Annotated in this window: 13 protein-coding genes; 1 reads left to right on the top strand and 12 read right to left on the bottom strand. The window is 70.2% G+C overall.

Annotated features, from left to right (window positions below; genetic code table 11):
* Positions 1–33 precede the first annotated feature (33 nt).
* From trpA to BLQ61_RS17550, 12 genes are all read right to left on the bottom strand, one after another.
* A complete protein-coding gene (trpA, locus tag BLQ61_RS05560) occupies positions 34–855 on the bottom strand; it encodes a tryptophan synthase subunit alpha (protein WP_091567605.1) in 822 nt (273 codons plus the stop codon).
* Positions 852–2,117: a tryptophan synthase subunit beta gene (gene trpB / locus BLQ61_RS05555; RefSeq protein ID WP_091567602.1), complete on the bottom strand. Its 1,266-nt coding sequence runs from the start codon at positions 2,115–2,117 to the stop codon at positions 852–854. Before trpB ends, trpA begins: the two co-directional genes overlap by 4 nt.
* Positions 2,118–2,861 (bottom strand): phosphoribosylanthranilate isomerase, encoded by a 744-nt coding sequence (locus BLQ61_RS05550; protein WP_091567599.1) that lies wholly within the window; start codon positions 2,859–2,861, stop codon positions 2,118–2,120.
* Entirely contained in the window at positions 2,858–3,682 is an 825-nt protein-coding gene (gene truA / locus BLQ61_RS05545; protein ID WP_091567597.1) for a tRNA pseudouridine(38-40) synthase TruA, read from the bottom strand. The genes BLQ61_RS05550 and truA overlap by 4 nt, the downstream gene beginning before the upstream one ends.
* A gap of 43 nt (positions 3,683–3,725) precedes the next feature.
* Complete coding sequence (locus tag BLQ61_RS05540) at positions 3,726–6,389, bottom strand: motility hub landmark protein FimV (protein WP_091567594.1); 2,664 nt, start codon at positions 6,387–6,389, stop codon at positions 3,726–3,728.
* Between the two features lie 249 nt (positions 6,390–6,638).
* A complete protein-coding gene (asd, locus tag BLQ61_RS05535; RefSeq protein ID WP_091567592.1) occupies positions 6,639–7,751 on the bottom strand; it encodes an aspartate-semialdehyde dehydrogenase in 1,113 nt (370 codons plus the stop codon).
* Positions 7,752–8,053: 302 nt separating this feature from the next.
* Positions 8,054–9,124 carry a 3-isopropylmalate dehydrogenase gene (gene leuB / locus BLQ61_RS05530; RefSeq protein WP_091567589.1) on the bottom strand — a complete coding sequence of 357 codons (1,071 nt, stop codon included), beginning with the start codon at positions 9,122–9,124 and terminating at the stop codon, positions 8,054–8,056.
* A gap of 78 nt (positions 9,125–9,202) precedes the next feature.
* A complete protein-coding gene (leuD, locus tag BLQ61_RS05525) occupies positions 9,203–9,856 on the bottom strand; it encodes a 3-isopropylmalate dehydratase small subunit (RefSeq protein ID WP_091567585.1) in 654 nt (217 codons plus the stop codon).
* Positions 9,857–9,874: 18 nt separating this feature from the next.
* A complete protein-coding gene (locus tag BLQ61_RS05520) occupies positions 9,875–10,105 on the bottom strand; it encodes a hypothetical protein (protein ID WP_091568583.1) in 231 nt (76 codons plus the stop codon).
* Positions 10,106–10,134: 29 nt separating this feature from the next.
* A complete protein-coding gene (gene leuC / locus BLQ61_RS05515) occupies positions 10,135–11,556 on the bottom strand; it encodes a 3-isopropylmalate dehydratase large subunit (protein ID WP_091567582.1) in 1,422 nt (473 codons plus the stop codon).
* 62 nt (positions 11,557–11,618) lie between these two features.
* On the bottom strand, positions 11,619–12,605 hold the full coding sequence (locus BLQ61_RS05510) for a LysR family transcriptional regulator (protein WP_091568581.1): 987 nt from the start codon (positions 12,603–12,605) through the stop codon (positions 11,619–11,621).
* Positions 12,606–12,819: 214 nt separating this feature from the next.
* Positions 12,820–14,076 (bottom strand): J domain-containing protein, encoded by a 1,257-nt coding sequence (locus tag BLQ61_RS17550; RefSeq protein ID WP_245703864.1) that lies wholly within the window; start codon positions 14,074–14,076, stop codon positions 12,820–12,822.
* A 406-nt stretch (positions 14,077–14,482) separates the two neighbouring features.
* Between BLQ61_RS17550 and BLQ61_RS05500 the strand changes: the two genes are divergently transcribed.
* The coding region (locus BLQ61_RS05500; RefSeq protein WP_139182715.1) for an MCP four helix bundle domain-containing protein at positions 14,483–15,189 on the top strand (707 nt) is incomplete at its 3' end.

The raw sequence follows: 15,189 nt of genomic DNA, 5'->3' as shown, positions 1-15,189 counted from the left end.
GCGCGCCAGAGAAGGGGGAAGCCGCGCAGCGGCTCAGGGGGTTGCCCCCGAATCCAGCGCCTTGCGGACCTGGCGCAGGAAGTCCACGGTGACGCCGACCACGCGCTCGTGCGGCTGGCCGTCGAGCAGCTGGATGATGCGGCTGCCGATGACCACCGCGTCCGCCACCCGGCCGATGGCCTGGGCGGTGGCCGCGTCGCGGATGCCGAAGCCCACGCCGACCGGGATTGTGACGTGCTCGCGGATGCGCGGCAGCATGGCTGCCACCGCGTCGGTGTCGAGCGCGCCCGAGCCGGTCACGCCCTTGAGCGATACATAGTAGACATAGCCGCTGGCCACCCGCGCCACCTGCTGCATGCGCTCGGGCGTGGAGGTGGGCGCCAGCAGAAAGATCAGGTCGATGCCATGCGCGCGCAGCTCGGCGGCGAACTCCACGCACTCCTCGGGCGGGTAGTCCACGATCAGCAGGCCATCGACGCCAGCAGCTTGCGCGTCGCGCGCGAAGCTGCCCTTGCCATGGCGCTGCTCGTAGCGCTCCAGCGGGTTGGCATAGCCCATCAGCACCACCGGCGTGGTCTGGTTGCGCTGGCGGAAGGTACGCACCATCTCCAGCACCTGCGCCATGCCGATGCCCATGGCCAGGGCCTTCTCACCTGCCTTTTGTATGACGGGGCCGTCGGCCATCGGGTCGGAGAAGGGCACGCCCAGCTCGATCACGTCGACACCCGCCTCGACCATGCCGTGCATCAGCGCGGGGGTGATGTCGGCGAAGGGAAAGCCGGCCGTGACGTAGGGGATCAGCGCCGTGCGGCCGGCGGCCTGCAGTTCGGCGAAGGTCGTGGCGATGCGCGTCATTCCTTGCCTCCCTTCACGGTGAGGCCGCGCATGCTGGGGCGGTCATAGAAATCCACACCCGACAGGTCGGCTACGGTGCCGATGTCCTTGTCGCCACGCCCGGACAGGTTCACCAGGATCGACTGTTCGGGTTTCATGGACGGCGCCAGCTTCATGGCGTAGGCGAAGGCGTGGCTGGATTCCAGCGCCGGGATGATGCCTTCGGTGCGGCACAGGTGGTGGAAGGCGACCAGCGCCTCGGCGTCGGTGATGCCGACGTACTCGGCGCGCCGGATGTCCTGCAGCCAGGCGTGCTCGGGGCCGACCCCGGGGTAGTCCAGCCCGGCGCTGATGCTGTGCGTCTCGGTGATCTGCCCGTTCTCGTCCTGCAGGATGAACGTGCGGTTGCCGTGCAGCACGCCCGAGGAGCCGCGCTGCAGGCTGGCCGAGTGCTTGCCGCTGTCCAGGCCTTCGCCCGCCGCCTCCACGCCGATCAGGCGCGTGCCGGCATGGGGGATGTAGGGGTGGAAGATGCCCATGGCGTTGCTGCCGCCGCCCACGCAGGCCACGACCACGTCGGGCTGTTCGGCGGCGCTGCCTTGGCTGGCGAGCATGGCCGGCATCTGCGCCAGGCATTCCTGGCCGATCACGCTCTGGAAGTCGCGCACCATCATGGGATAGGGGTGCGGGCCGGCCACGGTGCCGATGATGTAGAAGGTGTGGTCCACGTTGGCCACCCAGTCGCGCATGGCCTCGTTCAGCGCGTCCTTCAGGGTGCGGCTGCCCGAGTCCACCGGCACCACCGTGGCGCCGAGCAGCTTCATGCGGTAGACGTTGGGGCTCTGGCGGCGCACGTCCTCGGCGCCCATGTAGACCACGCACTCCAGGCCGTAGCGCGCGCAGATGGTGGCGGTGGCCACGCCGTGCTGGCCGGCGCCGGTCTCGGCGATGATGCGCGGCTTGCCCATGCGCCGGGCCAGCATGGCCTGGCCGATCACGTTGTTGATCTTGTGCGCGCCGGTGTGGTTCAGGTCCTCGCGCTTCAGATAGATCTGCGCGCCGCCCAGCTCACGGCTGGTGCGCGCGGCGTGGTACACGGGCGAGGGTCGGCCCACGTAGTGCGCCAGCTCGTAGCGGAATTCGGCCTGAAACTCGGGGTCGTTCTGGTAGCGCGCGTAGGCGGCGCGCAGTTCGTCGATGGCGTGGGTCAGCGTCTCGCTGACGAAGCTGCCGCCATAGGGGCCGAAATGGCCCGAGGCATCGGGTTGGGTGTATGCAGACATTTAGGAAGAAGGAACAGGTGCCGCATCGGCCGCGCGCACGGCGGCGACGAAGCGTTGGATCTTGCCGGCGTCCTTGATGCCTCTCAGGGGTGCCCCATCGGGCCCCGTGGCTTCGACGCCGGAGCTGACGTCAACCGCGAGCGTCTTGCAGCGCGGCCGGACCTGCGCAATGCCATCGGTCACGTTTGCAGGCGTGAGTCCACCAGACAAAACGAGGTGACAGTCGACGGCGGGAGGAAGGAGTGACCAATGGAATGCCTGTCCGCCTCCGCCATACCCCCCGACCAGGGCGTCGAGCAAGATGGCGCGGGCGTGCGAATGTTGCCGGGCGTATTCTACGAGGTCGAACGCCGCACCCGCCGGCCCCAGGGGGATGCGCGCGGCGCGCACGAAGGGGATGCGGCCGCCGTCGCTGGCGCGCCAGCAGTCCTCGGGTGTCTCGTCGCCATGAAATTGGGCCATAGCCCCCGCCACGCTTGCGCAGGCAGCTATCACTTCGGTAGCGGGCGCATTCACGAACAACAGCACCGGTGTGACGAACGGCGGCAGCCGCGCGGCCAGCTGCGCGGCGCGCGCGGCGCTCACCGCGCGCGGGCTTTTGGCGTACAGCACGAAGCCGATGGCATCGGCGCCCAGCGCCACCGCGGCGTCCACGTCCTGCTCGCGCGTCAGACCACAGACCTTGATGCGGGTGCGGGGGGCGGGAAGAGGGGTGTCGGGGGCTGGCGGAGTCGGGCTGCTCATGGCAGCCAATCATAAGCAGCCGCGTGCGCGGGCAGCCCCCACTGCGGGTCGTACTGCGGGCCCAGGAAATACAGGCCATCGGGCGAGAACGTGGGCGCCGCGGCATCGCGCGAGCGCGCCGCCAGCACCTGGCGCATCCAGTCCGGCGCCTGCAGGCCCTGGCCGATGGCGACGATGCAGCCCATGATGTTGCGGATCATGTGGTGCAGGAAGGCGTCGCCCTCGAACTCGAAGCGCCAGTAGCAGGGCGTGACGCCGTGCAGCGCCGTGCCGGAGCCTTCGGGCGGGCCGCGGCGCGAGATGTCAATGCGCCGCAGCGTCTTGACGGGCGTGCGCGCCTGGCAGCCGGCGGCGCGGAACGAGCTGAAGTCATGCTCGCCCAGCAGGTGCTGCACGGCCGCACGCATGGCGGCCTCGTCCAGCGGGCGGAAGACCCAGCCGACGCGCCCGGCGTCCACGCTGGGGCGCACGCTGGACTGCAGCAGCACATAGGCATAGCGCCTGCCGGTGGCGCAGGCGCGGGCGTGGAAGGCATCGGGCACCGGGTGCGCCCACTGCACGGCGATGTCCGGCGGCAAAAAGGTGTTGGTGCCGCGCACCCAGGAAAACGGCGTGCGTGCCAGCGGCGTGTCGAAGTGCGCTACCTGCATCAGGCCGTGCACGCCGGCATCGGTGCGCCCGGCGCACAGGGTGTGTACCGGCTGGGTGGCAAAGCGTTCCAGCGCCGCCTCCAGCCGGTCCTGCACGGTGTTGCCGCTCGGCTGGCTCTGCCAGCCTTGGTAGGCCTGGCCGTTGTAACTCACGCCCAGGGCCATCCTCATCGCCGCTCCCCCCGGGGTGGGCGGCGCCGCGTCGTGGCTGGCATCAGCCCAGCTTGGCCAGCAGGCGCTGGGCGCGCGAGCGCACGTCGCCCGATGCCTCGGCGATGACTTCCTCGACCAGGGCACGCGCGCCTTCGCTGTCGCCGATGGCGTCGAATTCCTCGGCCAGCGCCAGCTTTGTGGCCAGCGGGTCGTCGGGCAGGGCGTCATCGGGCACCAGGGCGGTGTCGGCCAGTTCGTCAGTTACCGTGGCCGAGGTGGCCGTGCCGGAGCGGCCGCTGTCGCCCAGATCCAGGCTCAGGTCGCCCAGATCGAACTCGAGCGGCGCCGGTGCCGAGGGGCGCGGTTCGTCCGCTGTAAGCGGGGCGGGCGCCGACTCCTCGAAGGTCAGCCCTGCATCCTCCAGGTCGAAGGGCGAAGGTTCGGTGGGCAGGTCCACCTCCGGCACCGGCGGCTGGGTCGGCACGGCGGCCTGCGGCAGGTGGGACGCCTCCCACGCGCCACCGGGTAGGTCCAGGTCGCCCAGCGCGAAGTCCAGGCCGGGCATGGTGTCGGGCTCTGCGCCCGCGGATGGCGCGGCGGGTGCGGGCGGTATGGCGGCAGGCAGCGGTTCCCTGTCTGGCGCCGTTTGGCCCTGGGCCGCAGCGGCGGCCGCGGCGAAGGCGCCAGGGGCTGCCGGTGCAGGGGGCGCTTCCTGCAGATCCAGGTCGAAATCCAGGTCCAGGTCCAGATCGGGCAGCTTGGACGGTTCCGGCTCCGCTGCGGCGCTGGCAGCGTCCGCTGCAGTTGCGGCGCCGGCCGCGGCCACGCCGGCGACTGCACCGGCCAGTCCGGCGGCGCCGGCCGGGGCGACAGGGCTGGTGCCGGGCTGGTACAAAGGATTGGCGGGGTCCAGCGTGCGGCCCAGCTCGGCCACGCGCGCCCACTCGGGGCCGCGCCCGCCGGTCATGCGCAACACGTCGTTGGCGCTGGCCTCCAACGCCCGGCGGTCCTGGCGCTTGGCGTAGATCTCGGCCAGCTTGGCCGGGATGGACACGCGTTCGGGTTGGTGGCGCTGGGCTTCCTTGAGGATTTCCTCGGCCTGCAGGTCGCGACCGTAGGCCAGGTACACGTCGGCCTCGGCCACTGGGTCCACGTCGCCGGCATCCAGCTGGCTGGGCGAGTAGTGCATGGACGAGCTGCCCGTGGTCAGCTCGCTGCCGGCGGTGTCCACGCGCTGGCCGCCGCTGACACCGAAGAAGGAGTCCGGTGGGCGGCGGGTTTCCATGAACGAGCTGTCGGCGGCGTTTTGCTCGCGGCGGCGCTGCACCACGCGCCAGCTGCCATAGCCGATCAGTGCCAGCACCAGGGCCAGCGCGCCACCGGCTAGCAGCGGGTCGCCGGTCAGTGCGTCGAAGAAACTGGGCTCTTCGATGTCCATCGGCGCTGGCGGCGTGGCGGGCTTGGGACGTGCGGCAGGCGGCTGCGCGGAGGCGGGGGTGGGGGCCGCGGGCGCGGACGTTGCAGGCGCATCACCGGAGGTGGGAGCGGCAGCGTCGGGTGTTGCCGGAACACCGGCCGGCGCCGGCACGGCGAGCGTGCCAGGAGCGGCAGCCGGCGCTGCTGCCGGCGTGCCGGTCGGAGCCGCCGCGCCAGCGCCCAGCTGATTCAGCTCGGAAATGTTGCGCGACAGCTCGGCCATGCGCGCCGCGTCCTCGCCGGACTGGCGACCGCGCGCCAGCTGTTCGTCGGCGGCGCTGGCGCTGATGCTGCCCTTGGACAGGGTGAGCTGGTCGGGGCGCGTGGCCGAGGCCTTGCGGTCCTCGACCTGGGTCTGCACCTTGCCGCTGGCCGAGCGGTCGGCGGCGGCCTGCTGCGTGGCCGGCGCCGACTCGGCCATGCGGCGGCGAAATTCGTTGAAGTCGCGGCTTTGCGCGGCGACGATGCGCCGTGCCTCGGCGGCGGGCGTGGCCTGGGCTTCGGCGGCGTCGGGCAACTGCAGCACGCTGCCGGCGCGCAGCCGGTTGACGTTGCCCTGGATGAAGGCTTCGGGATTGGCCCGCATCATGGCCACCAGCATCTGGTCCAGCGACACGCCGCCGGGGCGGTTGGCGGCGGCGATGCGCCCGGCGGTGTCGCCGCTGCGCACGGTGACCTCACCACGCGTGGCGGGCTGGGCTTCGGCTGCGCGCACGGCCGGCGCTGGCCGGGCACGCGGCGCAATGGGCGCGCGTGCCGGGGCAGCCGCCGGCGGCTCGCTGCGCGGCGCCGGTGTAGCTTGGGTTTGCGGCGCGGCGGCGACGGCCACCGGTGGGCGGCGCAGCGCCGGCGGATCGAGCAGCAGGGTGTAGCTGCGCACCACGCGGCCGGCATTCCAGTTGGCATCGACCACCAAGTCGACGAACGGATCGTTGATCGGGCGCGGGCTGCTCAGGCGCAGCACCATGCTGCCGTCGGCGCGCCGCTGCAGCTGCATCTGCACGCTGTGCGCGGTGGAGGAATATTCGGCGCCCTGCGAGCGGAACACGTCGGGGCTGGCCAGCCCCACGCGCAGCGACTCGGCCTCGGCCGGTGTGATCTGGGGCAGGTCGATCTCGGCCCGCAGAGGCTCGCCCAGGGCCGACTGGATGTTCAGCCGCCCGAGCGCGAGTGCGCTGGCATCCGTGGCATACAGGCTTGCGGACAGGACGGCCGCAGAGGCCAGAGCGAGACGATTCCAGCGATGCATGGGTGCGACTGAAGCAGTAGGAAAAGCCAGGATTGGCGTGGTCTTGTAATTGAGGCTGGCAGGAGTGACGCCAGCCAGAGGCGGCAGACGCAAAAAAGTGCCAAAAGCACCATAGCAGTAACGGTTTGCACTGACAAGCCGACGCGGCGCCGGGCTAACCCGGGCCGCGCTGCGGTGCCTAAAAGCCCCTGCCGTGTTGGCCTGGGGCAACGCCTGCGCCCGGCGCGGTGGCGCCGGGCGGCTGGGGCGTCAGGCCGCCAGCAGGATGCGCAGCATGCGGCGCAGCGGCTCGGCCGCGCCCCACAGCAGCTGGTCGCCGATGACGAAGGCCGAGACGTACTCCGGCCCCATGTTCAGCTTGCGCACGCGGCCCACGCCGACCTGCAGGCCACCGGTGATGGAGGCGGGCGTCAATTCCTTCACGGTGAGCGCGCGCTCGTTGGCAACGAACTTGACCCAGGGGTTGCCGCCCTGGATCAGTGCTTCGATCTCGGACAGCGGCAGGTCGCTCTTGAGCTTGAGGGTGAGCGCCAGCGAGTGGCAGCGCATGGCGCCGATGCGCACGCACAGGCCGTCCACGGGGATGGTGGCGCCGGTGCCCAGGATCTTGTTGACCTCGGCCTGGCCCTTCCACTCTTCCTTGGACTGGCCGTTGTCCAGCTGCGAGTCGATCCACGGGATCAGCCCGCCGGCCAGCGGCGCGCCGAAGAATTCGGTCGGCACGTCCTCGCGGATGGTGCTGGCGACCTGGCGGTCGATCTCCAGGATGGCCGACGCCGGCGTGGCCAGCGCGTCCTGCACGGCGCCGTGGATCACGCCCATGCCCTTGAGCAGCTCGCGCATGTGGTTCGCGCCGCCGCCGGATGCCGCCTGGTAGGTCATGGAGCTGACCCACTCGACCACGTCGGCCTTGAACAGCCCGGCCAGGCCCATCAGCAGGATGGAGTTGGTGCAGTTGCCGCCGATCCAGTTCCTGCCGCCGGCGGCCAGCTTCTTGCGGATCAGCCCGTCGTTCACTGGGTCGAGCACGATGACCGCGTCATCTTCCATGCGCAGCGCGCTGGCGGCGTCGATCCAGTGGCCCTGCCAGCCGCTGGCGCGCAGCTTGGGGAACACCTCCTTGGTGTAGTCGCCGCCCTGGCAGGTGATGACGATGTCGCACTTCGCCAGCTCGGCGACGTCGTTCGCGTCCTTCAGCTGGGTGTGCGTGCGCGCCATGGCCGGGGCCTGGCCGCCAGCGTTGGAAGTGGAGAAGAAGACCGGCTCGATCAGCTCGAAGTCGCCCTCGGCCTGCATGCGGTCCATCAGGACCGAGCCGACCATGCCGCGCCAGCCGACGAGGCCTACCAGTTGCTTGCTCATGGGAAATGCCCTTTTCGAAGTGAAGTGAAAAAACAGGGGTCACGCGACCGGCGGCTGCTTTTCTTCGGCCCCGGCTCGTCTGGCCAGGGAGGGCGCACGACGATGCCGGAGCTGGATCAGCCCTTAATGGTCGTGGTTTTGGTGGAAGCGGAGAGAAGAGGAAGGCACGGCACGCCCGGCACCCGGCCGGCGGGGGCAGGGTGGAAAGGGAAGCGGAATCGGGCGGCAGCCATGCGCAACATTCTAAGGAAAGGAAAGCCAGCGGCCGGGCACAAAGACCCGGCCCCGGGCTCAACGTGCCGTCAGCGCAGCGCGTTGACCACCGCGTCGCCCATCTGCGCCGTGCCGACCTTGGTGGTGCCGGCGCTGTGGATGTCCGGCGTGCGCAAGCCCTGCGCCAGCACGGCCTTGACGGCGGCCTCGATGCGGTCGGCCGCCTCGGGCTGGTTCAGCGAGAAGCGCAGCATCATGGCGGCCGACAGGATGGTGGCCAGCGGGTTGGCCACGCCCTTGCCGGCGATGTCGGGGGCGCTGCCGTGGCTGGGCTCGTACAGGCCCTGCTTCTTGTCGTTCAGCGACGCCGAGGGCAGCATGCCGATGGAGCCCGTCAGCATCGACGCCTCGTCCGACAGGATGTCGCCGAACATGTTGCCGGTGACGATCACGTCGAACGACTTCGGCGCTTTCACCAGTTGCATGGCGGCGTTGTCCACGTACATGTGGTCCAGCTGCACGTCGGGGTATTCCTGGTGCACCTGGGTGACCACGTCCTTCCACAGCTGGAAGGTCTCCAGCACGTTGGCCTTGTCCACGCTGGTGACGCGCTTGGAGCGCTTGCGCGCCGCCTCGAACGCCACGCGGGCGATGCGCTCGATCTCCGGGCGCGAGTAGCGCATGGTGTCGAAGGCTTCCTCGGCGCCGGGGAAGTGCCCGTCCTCGGCGGTGCGCCGCCCGCGCGGCTGGCCGAAGTAGATGTCGCCTGTCAGCTCGCGGATGATCAGGATGTCCAGGCCGGCGACCAGCTCGGGCTTGAGGCTGCTGGCATCGACCAGCTGCTCGTAGCAGATCGCCGGGCGGAAGTTGGCGAACAGGCCCAGGGCCTTGCGCAGGCCCAGGATCGCCTGCTCGGGGCGCAGTGCGCGGGCCAAAGTGTCGTATTTCCAGTCGCCCACGGCGCCGAACAGGATGGCGTCGGCTTCGCGCGCGATCTTCAGCGTGGACTCGGGCAGCGGGTGGCCGGCCGCGGCGTAGGCGGCGCCGCCCACCGGGGCGGATTCCATCTCGAACTGCAGGTCCAGCGCGCCCAGCACCTTGACGGCCTCGGCGACGATCTCGGGGCCGATGCCGTCACCCGGCAAGACTGCGATCTTCATGCTTGATTTACTCCCTTATTGATAGCTGGAGGCCCTTTGATTCAAAGGGCTAGAGGCTGTTTTGGCTTGAAATTGCGCTCAGGGCGCCATGGTGTGCGCCAGCCAGGGCTTGGTAGCCAGGCGCTCGGCCTCGAAGGCCTGGATCCGGTCCTTGTGGCGCAGCGTCAGGCCGATGTCGTCGTAGCCGCCGAGCAGGCAGTACTTGCGGAACGGGTTCACGTCGAAGGCGATCTCCTCGCCCTGCGGCAGCACGACCACCTGGCGCTCCAGGTCGATGGTCAGCTCGTAGCCGGGGAAGGCGAAGACCTCGCCAAACAGCCGGTCGATGGTGGCCTCAGGCAGCACGATGGGCAGCAGGCCGTTCTTGAAGCAGTTGTTGAAGAAGATGTCGGCGAAGCTGGGCGCCAGGATGGCGCGGAAGCCGTACTGCGCCAGCGCCCAGGGGGCGTGCTCGCGGCTGGAGCCGCAGCCGAAGTTCTGCCGCGCCAGCAGGATGCTGGCGCCGGCATAACGCGGCTGGTTCAGCACGAAGTCCGGGTTGGGCTTGCGCTGGTCTTCCGGCACGCCGGGCTGGCCCGGCTGGTCCAGGTAGCGCCACTCGTCGAACAGGTTCGGGCCGAAGCCGGTCTTTTTGATCGACTTCAGGAACTGCTTGGGGATGATGGCGTCGGTGTCGACGTTCTCGCGGTCCATGGGGGCGACGAGGCCGCGGTGGAGGGTGAATTGCTGCATGGCGCTGTGCTTCGGGAATTACTTGGAGATTTCCTGGATCTTCTCGCCGGCCTTTTCGATGCCGCGGCCGGTGGCTTCGCCGGCCTTCTCCAGCCCGCGGCCGGTGGCTTGGCCGGCGCGCTCGACGCCGCGCCCGGCCGACTGGCCGACGTCGCGGGCGTCCTGCTTGAAGGCGGTCCAGGTGCTGCAGCCGGCAAGGCCGGCGCCCAGGGCGGCGCACAGCAGGGCAAGGTGAAGGGGCTTGGTCATGGTGCTGCTCCGGTGGTTGAATGAGGTCATCAGGCGAACTGGCGGATGTCCACGAAGTGCCCGTGGATGGCGGCGGCCGCGGCCATGGCCGGGCTGACCAGGTGCGTGCGCCCGCCCGCGCCCTGGCGGCCTTCGAAGTTGCGGTTGCTGGTCGAGGCGCAGCGCTCGCCCGGCTCCAGCCGGTCGGCGTTCATCGCCAGGCACATCGAGCAGCCGGGCTCGCGCCACTCGAAGCCCGCGGCCTTGAACACCTGGTCCAGCCCCTCGGCCTCCGCCTGCTCCTTGACCAGGCCCGAGCCGGGCACGACCATGGCCTGCTTGACGTTCTTCGCGACCTTCTGGCCGAGTTTTTTCACCACCGCGGCGGCCTCGCGCATGTCCTCGATGCGGCTGTTGGTGCAGCTGCCGATGAATACCTTGTCCACGAAGATGTCCTGGATCGGCTTGCCGGGTTGCAGGTTCATGTAGGTCAGCGCGCGTTCCATGGCGCCGCGCTTCGTGGCGTCCTTTTCCTTGTCGGGGTCCGGCACGCGCGCGTCCACGCCCAGCACCATCTCGGGGCTGGTGCCCCAGGTCACCTGCGGCACGATGTCCTCCGCGCGCAGCTCGACCACGGCGTCGAATTTGGCGTCCGGGTCGGAGTGCAGCGTCTTCCAGTAGGCCGCCGCCTGGTCCCACTCGACGCCGGTGGGCGACATCGGGCGGCCGCGCAGGTAGTCGATGGTCTTGTCATCGACCGCCACCAGCCCGGCGCGCGCACCGGCCTCGATGGCCATGTTGCACACCGTCATGCGCCCTTCCATGGAAAGCTGACGGATCGCCTGGCCGGCGAACTCGATGGTGTAGCCGGTGCCGCCGGCGGTGCCGATCTTGCCGATGATGGCCAGCACGATGTCCTTGGCGGTGATGCCCGGCGCAGTCCTGCCGTCCACGCGCACCAGCATGTTCTTGGCTTTCTTGGCCAGCAGCGTCTGGGTGGCCATGACGTGCTCGACCTCCGAGGTGCCGATGCCGTGGGCCAGCGCGCCGAACGCGCCGTGCGTGCTGGTATGGCTGTCGCCGCAGACCACCGTCATGCCGGGCAGCGTGGCGCCGTTCTCAGGACCGATGACGTGCACGATGCCCTGGCGCCGGCTCATGAAGGGGAAGAACGCGGCGGCGCCGTGCTCGGCGATGTTCTTGTCCAGGGTGACGATCTGCTCGCGGCTGATCGGGTCGGCGATGCCGTCGTAGCCCAGCTCCCAGCCGGTGGTGGGCGTGTTGTGGTCGGCGGTGGCGACGATGGAGCTGGTGCGCCAGACCTTGCGGCCGGCCTCGCGCAGGCCCTCGAAGGCCTGTGGGCTGGTGACCTCGTGCACCAGGTGGCGGTCGATGTAGAGGGTGGCGGTGCCGTCCTCCTCGGTGTGGACGACGTGCTCGTCGAAGATCTTGTCGTACAGGGTGCGTCCCATGGTGGTCTCGTCTCGTGGGTGGAATGGTGAGGGGAAAGGGCCGGATCGGGCGGCAGTCTGCTTCAGACAGCGACGGCGCCGGGCTGCGGGCGCGCCGCCCGCGAAGGCGCAGCCACCCGTTCCGGCGGTGCGCCTGCCTGCGGCGCCAGGTGCTCTGCCAGCAGCCGGGCGCTGGCCGGCAGCGCGGCGAAGTCGCGCGCCACCAGCACCAGCGTGCGCCGCGCCCAGGGCTCGTCCAGCGCCACCGTGGCCAGCCGGCCCAGCCCTTGCATCAGCGCGAAGGCGCGCGCCGGCAGCAGGCCCACGCCCAGGCCGTTGTCGATCATGCGGCACATGGCGTCCAGGCCGGTGACCTGGATGCGCTGGCGCAGCGGCCGCCCGGCCTGCGCCGCGGCGGCGCGCATCGCCAGGCTGATAGAGCTGCCGGCGTGCAGGCCGACGATGTCGCAGTCCAGGATGTCTTCAAATTTGATAGCTGCACGCCCTTGAAGCACATGGCCCTGTGGCACGACCAGCACCAATTCGTCGCTGCGGTAGGGCCGGCACTGCAGGCCTTCGGCCAGACCCGCGGCGGGCGCCTGGCACAGCCCCAGGTCGGCCGCGCCTTCGTGCACGGCGGCCAGCACCTCGGGCGACAGGCGCTCGTGCAGGTCGATCTTGATCTGGCTGTGCGCGCGGGCGAACGCGCCCAGGTCCTCGGGCAGGAACTGCACGATGGCCGAGATGTTGGCGTGCATGCGCACATGGCCGCGCACGCCGCCGGCGTACTCGGACAGCTCGCCGTGCATGCGCTCCAGCCCCAGCAGCACGTTGCGCGCGTGGTGCAACAGGCTCTCGCCGGCCGGCGTCGGCGCCACGCCGCGGCTGTGGCGGTACACCAGCGGCGTGCCCATGGCGCCCTCCAGGTCGGCCAGGCGCTTGCTGACGGCCGAGGCGGCGATGAACTCCTGCTGCGCCGCGCGGCCGATGCTGCCGGTCTCGCACACGGCGACGAACAGCTGCAGCGACGTGAGGTCGATGCGGCGGGCGAAGCTGCGTTCGGATTTCATGCGGGGCGGCTGGCTGAAGGATTCGCGATCAAAGATGGGTGGCGCGATTTTGCCGCACGCGGGCGGTTTTGCCATCGCGACCAGATGGGTTTTGCCTGCCAATGGCGGCAGGCAGCCATCGCGGGTGGCGATGGCTCGCCAGTTCACCAGGGGTTGCGGGCCGCGCCTTGCGGTACCCGGACAGGGACCGGGACGCAGGTACGGCAAAGGCCGCTCAGGGATCGCTGAGCTGGCGCTTGTATTCGTGCAGCAACGCGATGACCTCACCGGGCGAGCCCTGGCGCAGGATGCGCGCGATCTCGGCCTGCCGCGTGCGGCCCTGCTGCTGGCGCCAGGCAGCGAAGCCGGGGCTGGCGACGATGACGCGCGCATCCGGATGGGCCACGGCCACCTGGGGATAGCCGGCCGCCTGGATCGGCGCCGGCAGCGGGCGGGTCAGGTCGTGTACGTCGAGGGGCGGCGTGGGCGTTGCCGCGGGCGCGTCGGCTTCGGGCCTGCCGCCCAACCACTGCGAGCCCAGGACGATCAGGCCCACCAGCAGCGCCAGCACCGCCTCGGGACGGAAGCCGCGCCGGCGCCAAGCGGGCTGCGGCGGCGGTGGTGGCGGTCGCGACGCCATGAGCGCCTCAGGCTGCCAGACGTGCAGCGGTGGCGGGCTGGCGCTAATTCGAGAATGGGCGACAGGCTCCATCGTCGGTGCTGCAGTGTTGACCGGGGCGACTGTCGGAGCTGACGGTGCGGTTGCGGTCAACGCTGCGGGGGCTGGAAGCGCGGCTGCGGGTTCGGGCAGGATCTCTGGGGCAGAAGCGGGCGCGGGCACATCTTCCGGGCGGGCCGGGGCGCCGTCGCATGGCGCCGCGTCATCCGGTGCTGCCGGTGCCAAAAACACACCGGCAAGTGCCAGCACGGCGGACGGGACCGGAGCCGCGGGGCCACCGGCATGCACCATGGGTCGGGCGGGTTCGATGGACGGAGGGCAGTCGCCCTTCAGGTCCGCTGCCGGCGGTGGCTGCAGCGCTGGCCCATTCCCGGGCAGCGTGGCGCTGGCCGTGGGCAGCGGCGCCGGAATTTCGGCGGCGGCTGGCGCAGTGCGATCGGGCGGCGCGGGTGCGGCGGCCGGCGCGCTTCCGGCGTCCGGTCGGGCCGGTGCCGTCTGTGAGCTGGCGTCCCCGGCCGGGCTGGACGGCTTGACCGTCGGCATGGACCAGATGGCGGCCCATGCCTGGTGCAGCTGCTCCTGCTGCGCGATCCAGGCGTCGTGCTCGGCACGCCGCTGCGGGTCCAGCAGCACCGCCTGCGATTCACCCAGGGTCTGCATGGCCTGCGTGGCCTCGCCAGCGTCGGCCCACTTGTCTGGATGACAGCGCTGCGCCAGCACCTTGTAGGCTGCACGGATGATCTCCGGCGGCGCATCGCGGGCCACCTTCAGGTTGTCGTAGTGCGTGTGCAGGGTGGGGCGCGTGCCAGGCATGGGCTTGTCGTGGGCCGAATCTGTCGGGGCTGGGTGCCTGCCCGCGAATCAACGGATTGTCGCAGCCGTGATAGGCCTCGAAAAACAGCCGTCGGATGCTATTTTTTCAATAGCTGAAGGTCCTTTCAAATAAAGGGTTGCATCGGTATTTTGCCCATAACTGGGCGTCATGTTCCCGGCGGGGGCATGGCGATCCATGCGTCGCCTTTGACAGCAGCGAACAGTGCCTTGCCGGACCGCCACCGTACTGTCGCGGTTCGGCCTGATGCGCAACCCCCATCGGGCGTTGCCTGCGGGAATTGGCCGCGGATTTCGCGCTTGCGCCGGAGGTTGGTAAAAAACTGTTTCCAAAAATGAGCCGCCCGCCGCTGCCTGCCTGGCGGGCACGATAACCAAGGAGACTGCAGTGATCTGGAACAACCTGTCGGTGGCGCGCAAGCTGTGGGGCGTGGTGCTGGGGGCGCTGGCCATGATGCTGGCGCTGGGCGTGGCGGTGCTGGTGTATGTCGAGCACATCGACGCCCGCTCGCGCCAGGCCATCGAGGCCGCCGATGCGCGTATCGGCACCACCATGCAGTGGAAGTCGCTGACCGAGCTGAGCACCGAGCGCTTCCTGGTCAGCGCCACTTCGACTGAGCGCCACCTGGTCGAGGAGATGGCGCTGCTCAGCCGCCAGAACAGCCAGCAGATCAACGGCCTGCAAAAGCAGATCGAAGACAGCGCCAGCGAACCGCAGGAGCGCGCCCTGGTGCAGCGCCTGGCGGCCAACCGCGAGCAGTTCCGCGAGGTGGCCATGGGCATCTTCCGCGAGCGCGAGGCCGGCAATACCCAGGCCGCGCTGGCGCTGGTGCAGCAGCGCCTGCGCCCGACCACCAGTGCCTACATCGGCATGTTGGGCGAACTGGTCGGCCTGCAGGAGCAGCAGCGCGACGCCATGGCCGCGCAGGCGCGCCAGCAGCGCCAGCGCGCCTACCTGGCGGCTGGCGGCGCGACGCTGGCACTGCTGTGCGCCGGCATTCTCCTGTCCGCCCTGCTGGTGCGCTCCATCACCCGCCCGCTGGCGCGCGCCGTGGCGCTGGCCGACGCCATCGCCGCGGGCGACCTCACCCAGGA

The organism is Oryzisolibacter propanilivorax (assembly GCF_900103645.1).
Taxonomy (GTDB): Bacteria; Pseudomonadota; Gammaproteobacteria; order Burkholderiales; family Burkholderiaceae_C; genus Melaminivora; species Melaminivora propanilivorax.
Note: the sequence above shows the minus strand (reverse complement) of the source record. Positions and strands in the feature narration are given on the sequence as shown.

What these genes read in the sequence shown, in the direction of transcription:
- trpA (WP_091567605.1), bottom strand. Translation starts at nt 855, where the DNA reads ATGACGCGCATCGCCACGACCTTCGCCGAACTGCAGGCCGCCGGCCGC.
- trpB (WP_091567602.1), bottom strand. Translation starts at nt 2,117, where the DNA reads ATGTCTGCATACACCCAACCCGATGCCTCGGGCCATTTCGGCCCCTAT.
- BLQ61_RS05550 (WP_091567599.1), bottom strand. Translation starts at nt 2,861, where the DNA reads ATGAGCAGCCCGACTCCGCCAGCCCCCGACACCCCTCTTCCCGCCCCC.
- truA (WP_091567597.1), bottom strand. Translation starts at nt 3,682, where the DNA reads ATGAGGATGGCCCTGGGCGTGAGTTACAACGGCCAGGCCTACCAAGGC.
- BLQ61_RS05540 (WP_091567594.1), bottom strand. Translation starts at nt 6,389, where the DNA reads ATGCATCGCTGGAATCGTCTCGCTCTGGCCTCTGCGGCCGTCCTGTCC.
- asd (WP_091567592.1), bottom strand. Translation starts at nt 7,751, where the DNA reads ATGAGCAAGCAACTGGTAGGCCTCGTCGGCTGGCGCGGCATGGTCGGC.
- leuB (WP_091567589.1), bottom strand. Translation starts at nt 9,124, where the DNA reads ATGAAGATCGCAGTCTTGCCGGGTGACGGCATCGGCCCCGAGATCGTC.
- leuD (WP_091567585.1), bottom strand. Translation starts at nt 9,856, where the DNA reads ATGCAGCAATTCACCCTCCACCGCGGCCTCGTCGCCCCCATGGACCGC.
- BLQ61_RS05520 (WP_091568583.1), bottom strand. Translation starts at nt 10,105, where the DNA reads ATGACCAAGCCCCTTCACCTTGCCCTGCTGTGCGCCGCCCTGGGCGCC.
- leuC (WP_091567582.1), bottom strand. Translation starts at nt 11,556, where the DNA reads ATGGGACGCACCCTGTACGACAAGATCTTCGACGAGCACGTCGTCCAC.
- BLQ61_RS05510 (WP_091568581.1), bottom strand. Translation starts at nt 12,605, where the DNA reads ATGAAATCCGAACGCAGCTTCGCCCGCCGCATCGACCTCACGTCGCTG.
- BLQ61_RS17550 (WP_245703864.1), bottom strand. Translation starts at nt 14,076, where the DNA reads ATGCCTGGCACGCGCCCCACCCTGCACACGCACTACGACAACCTGAAG.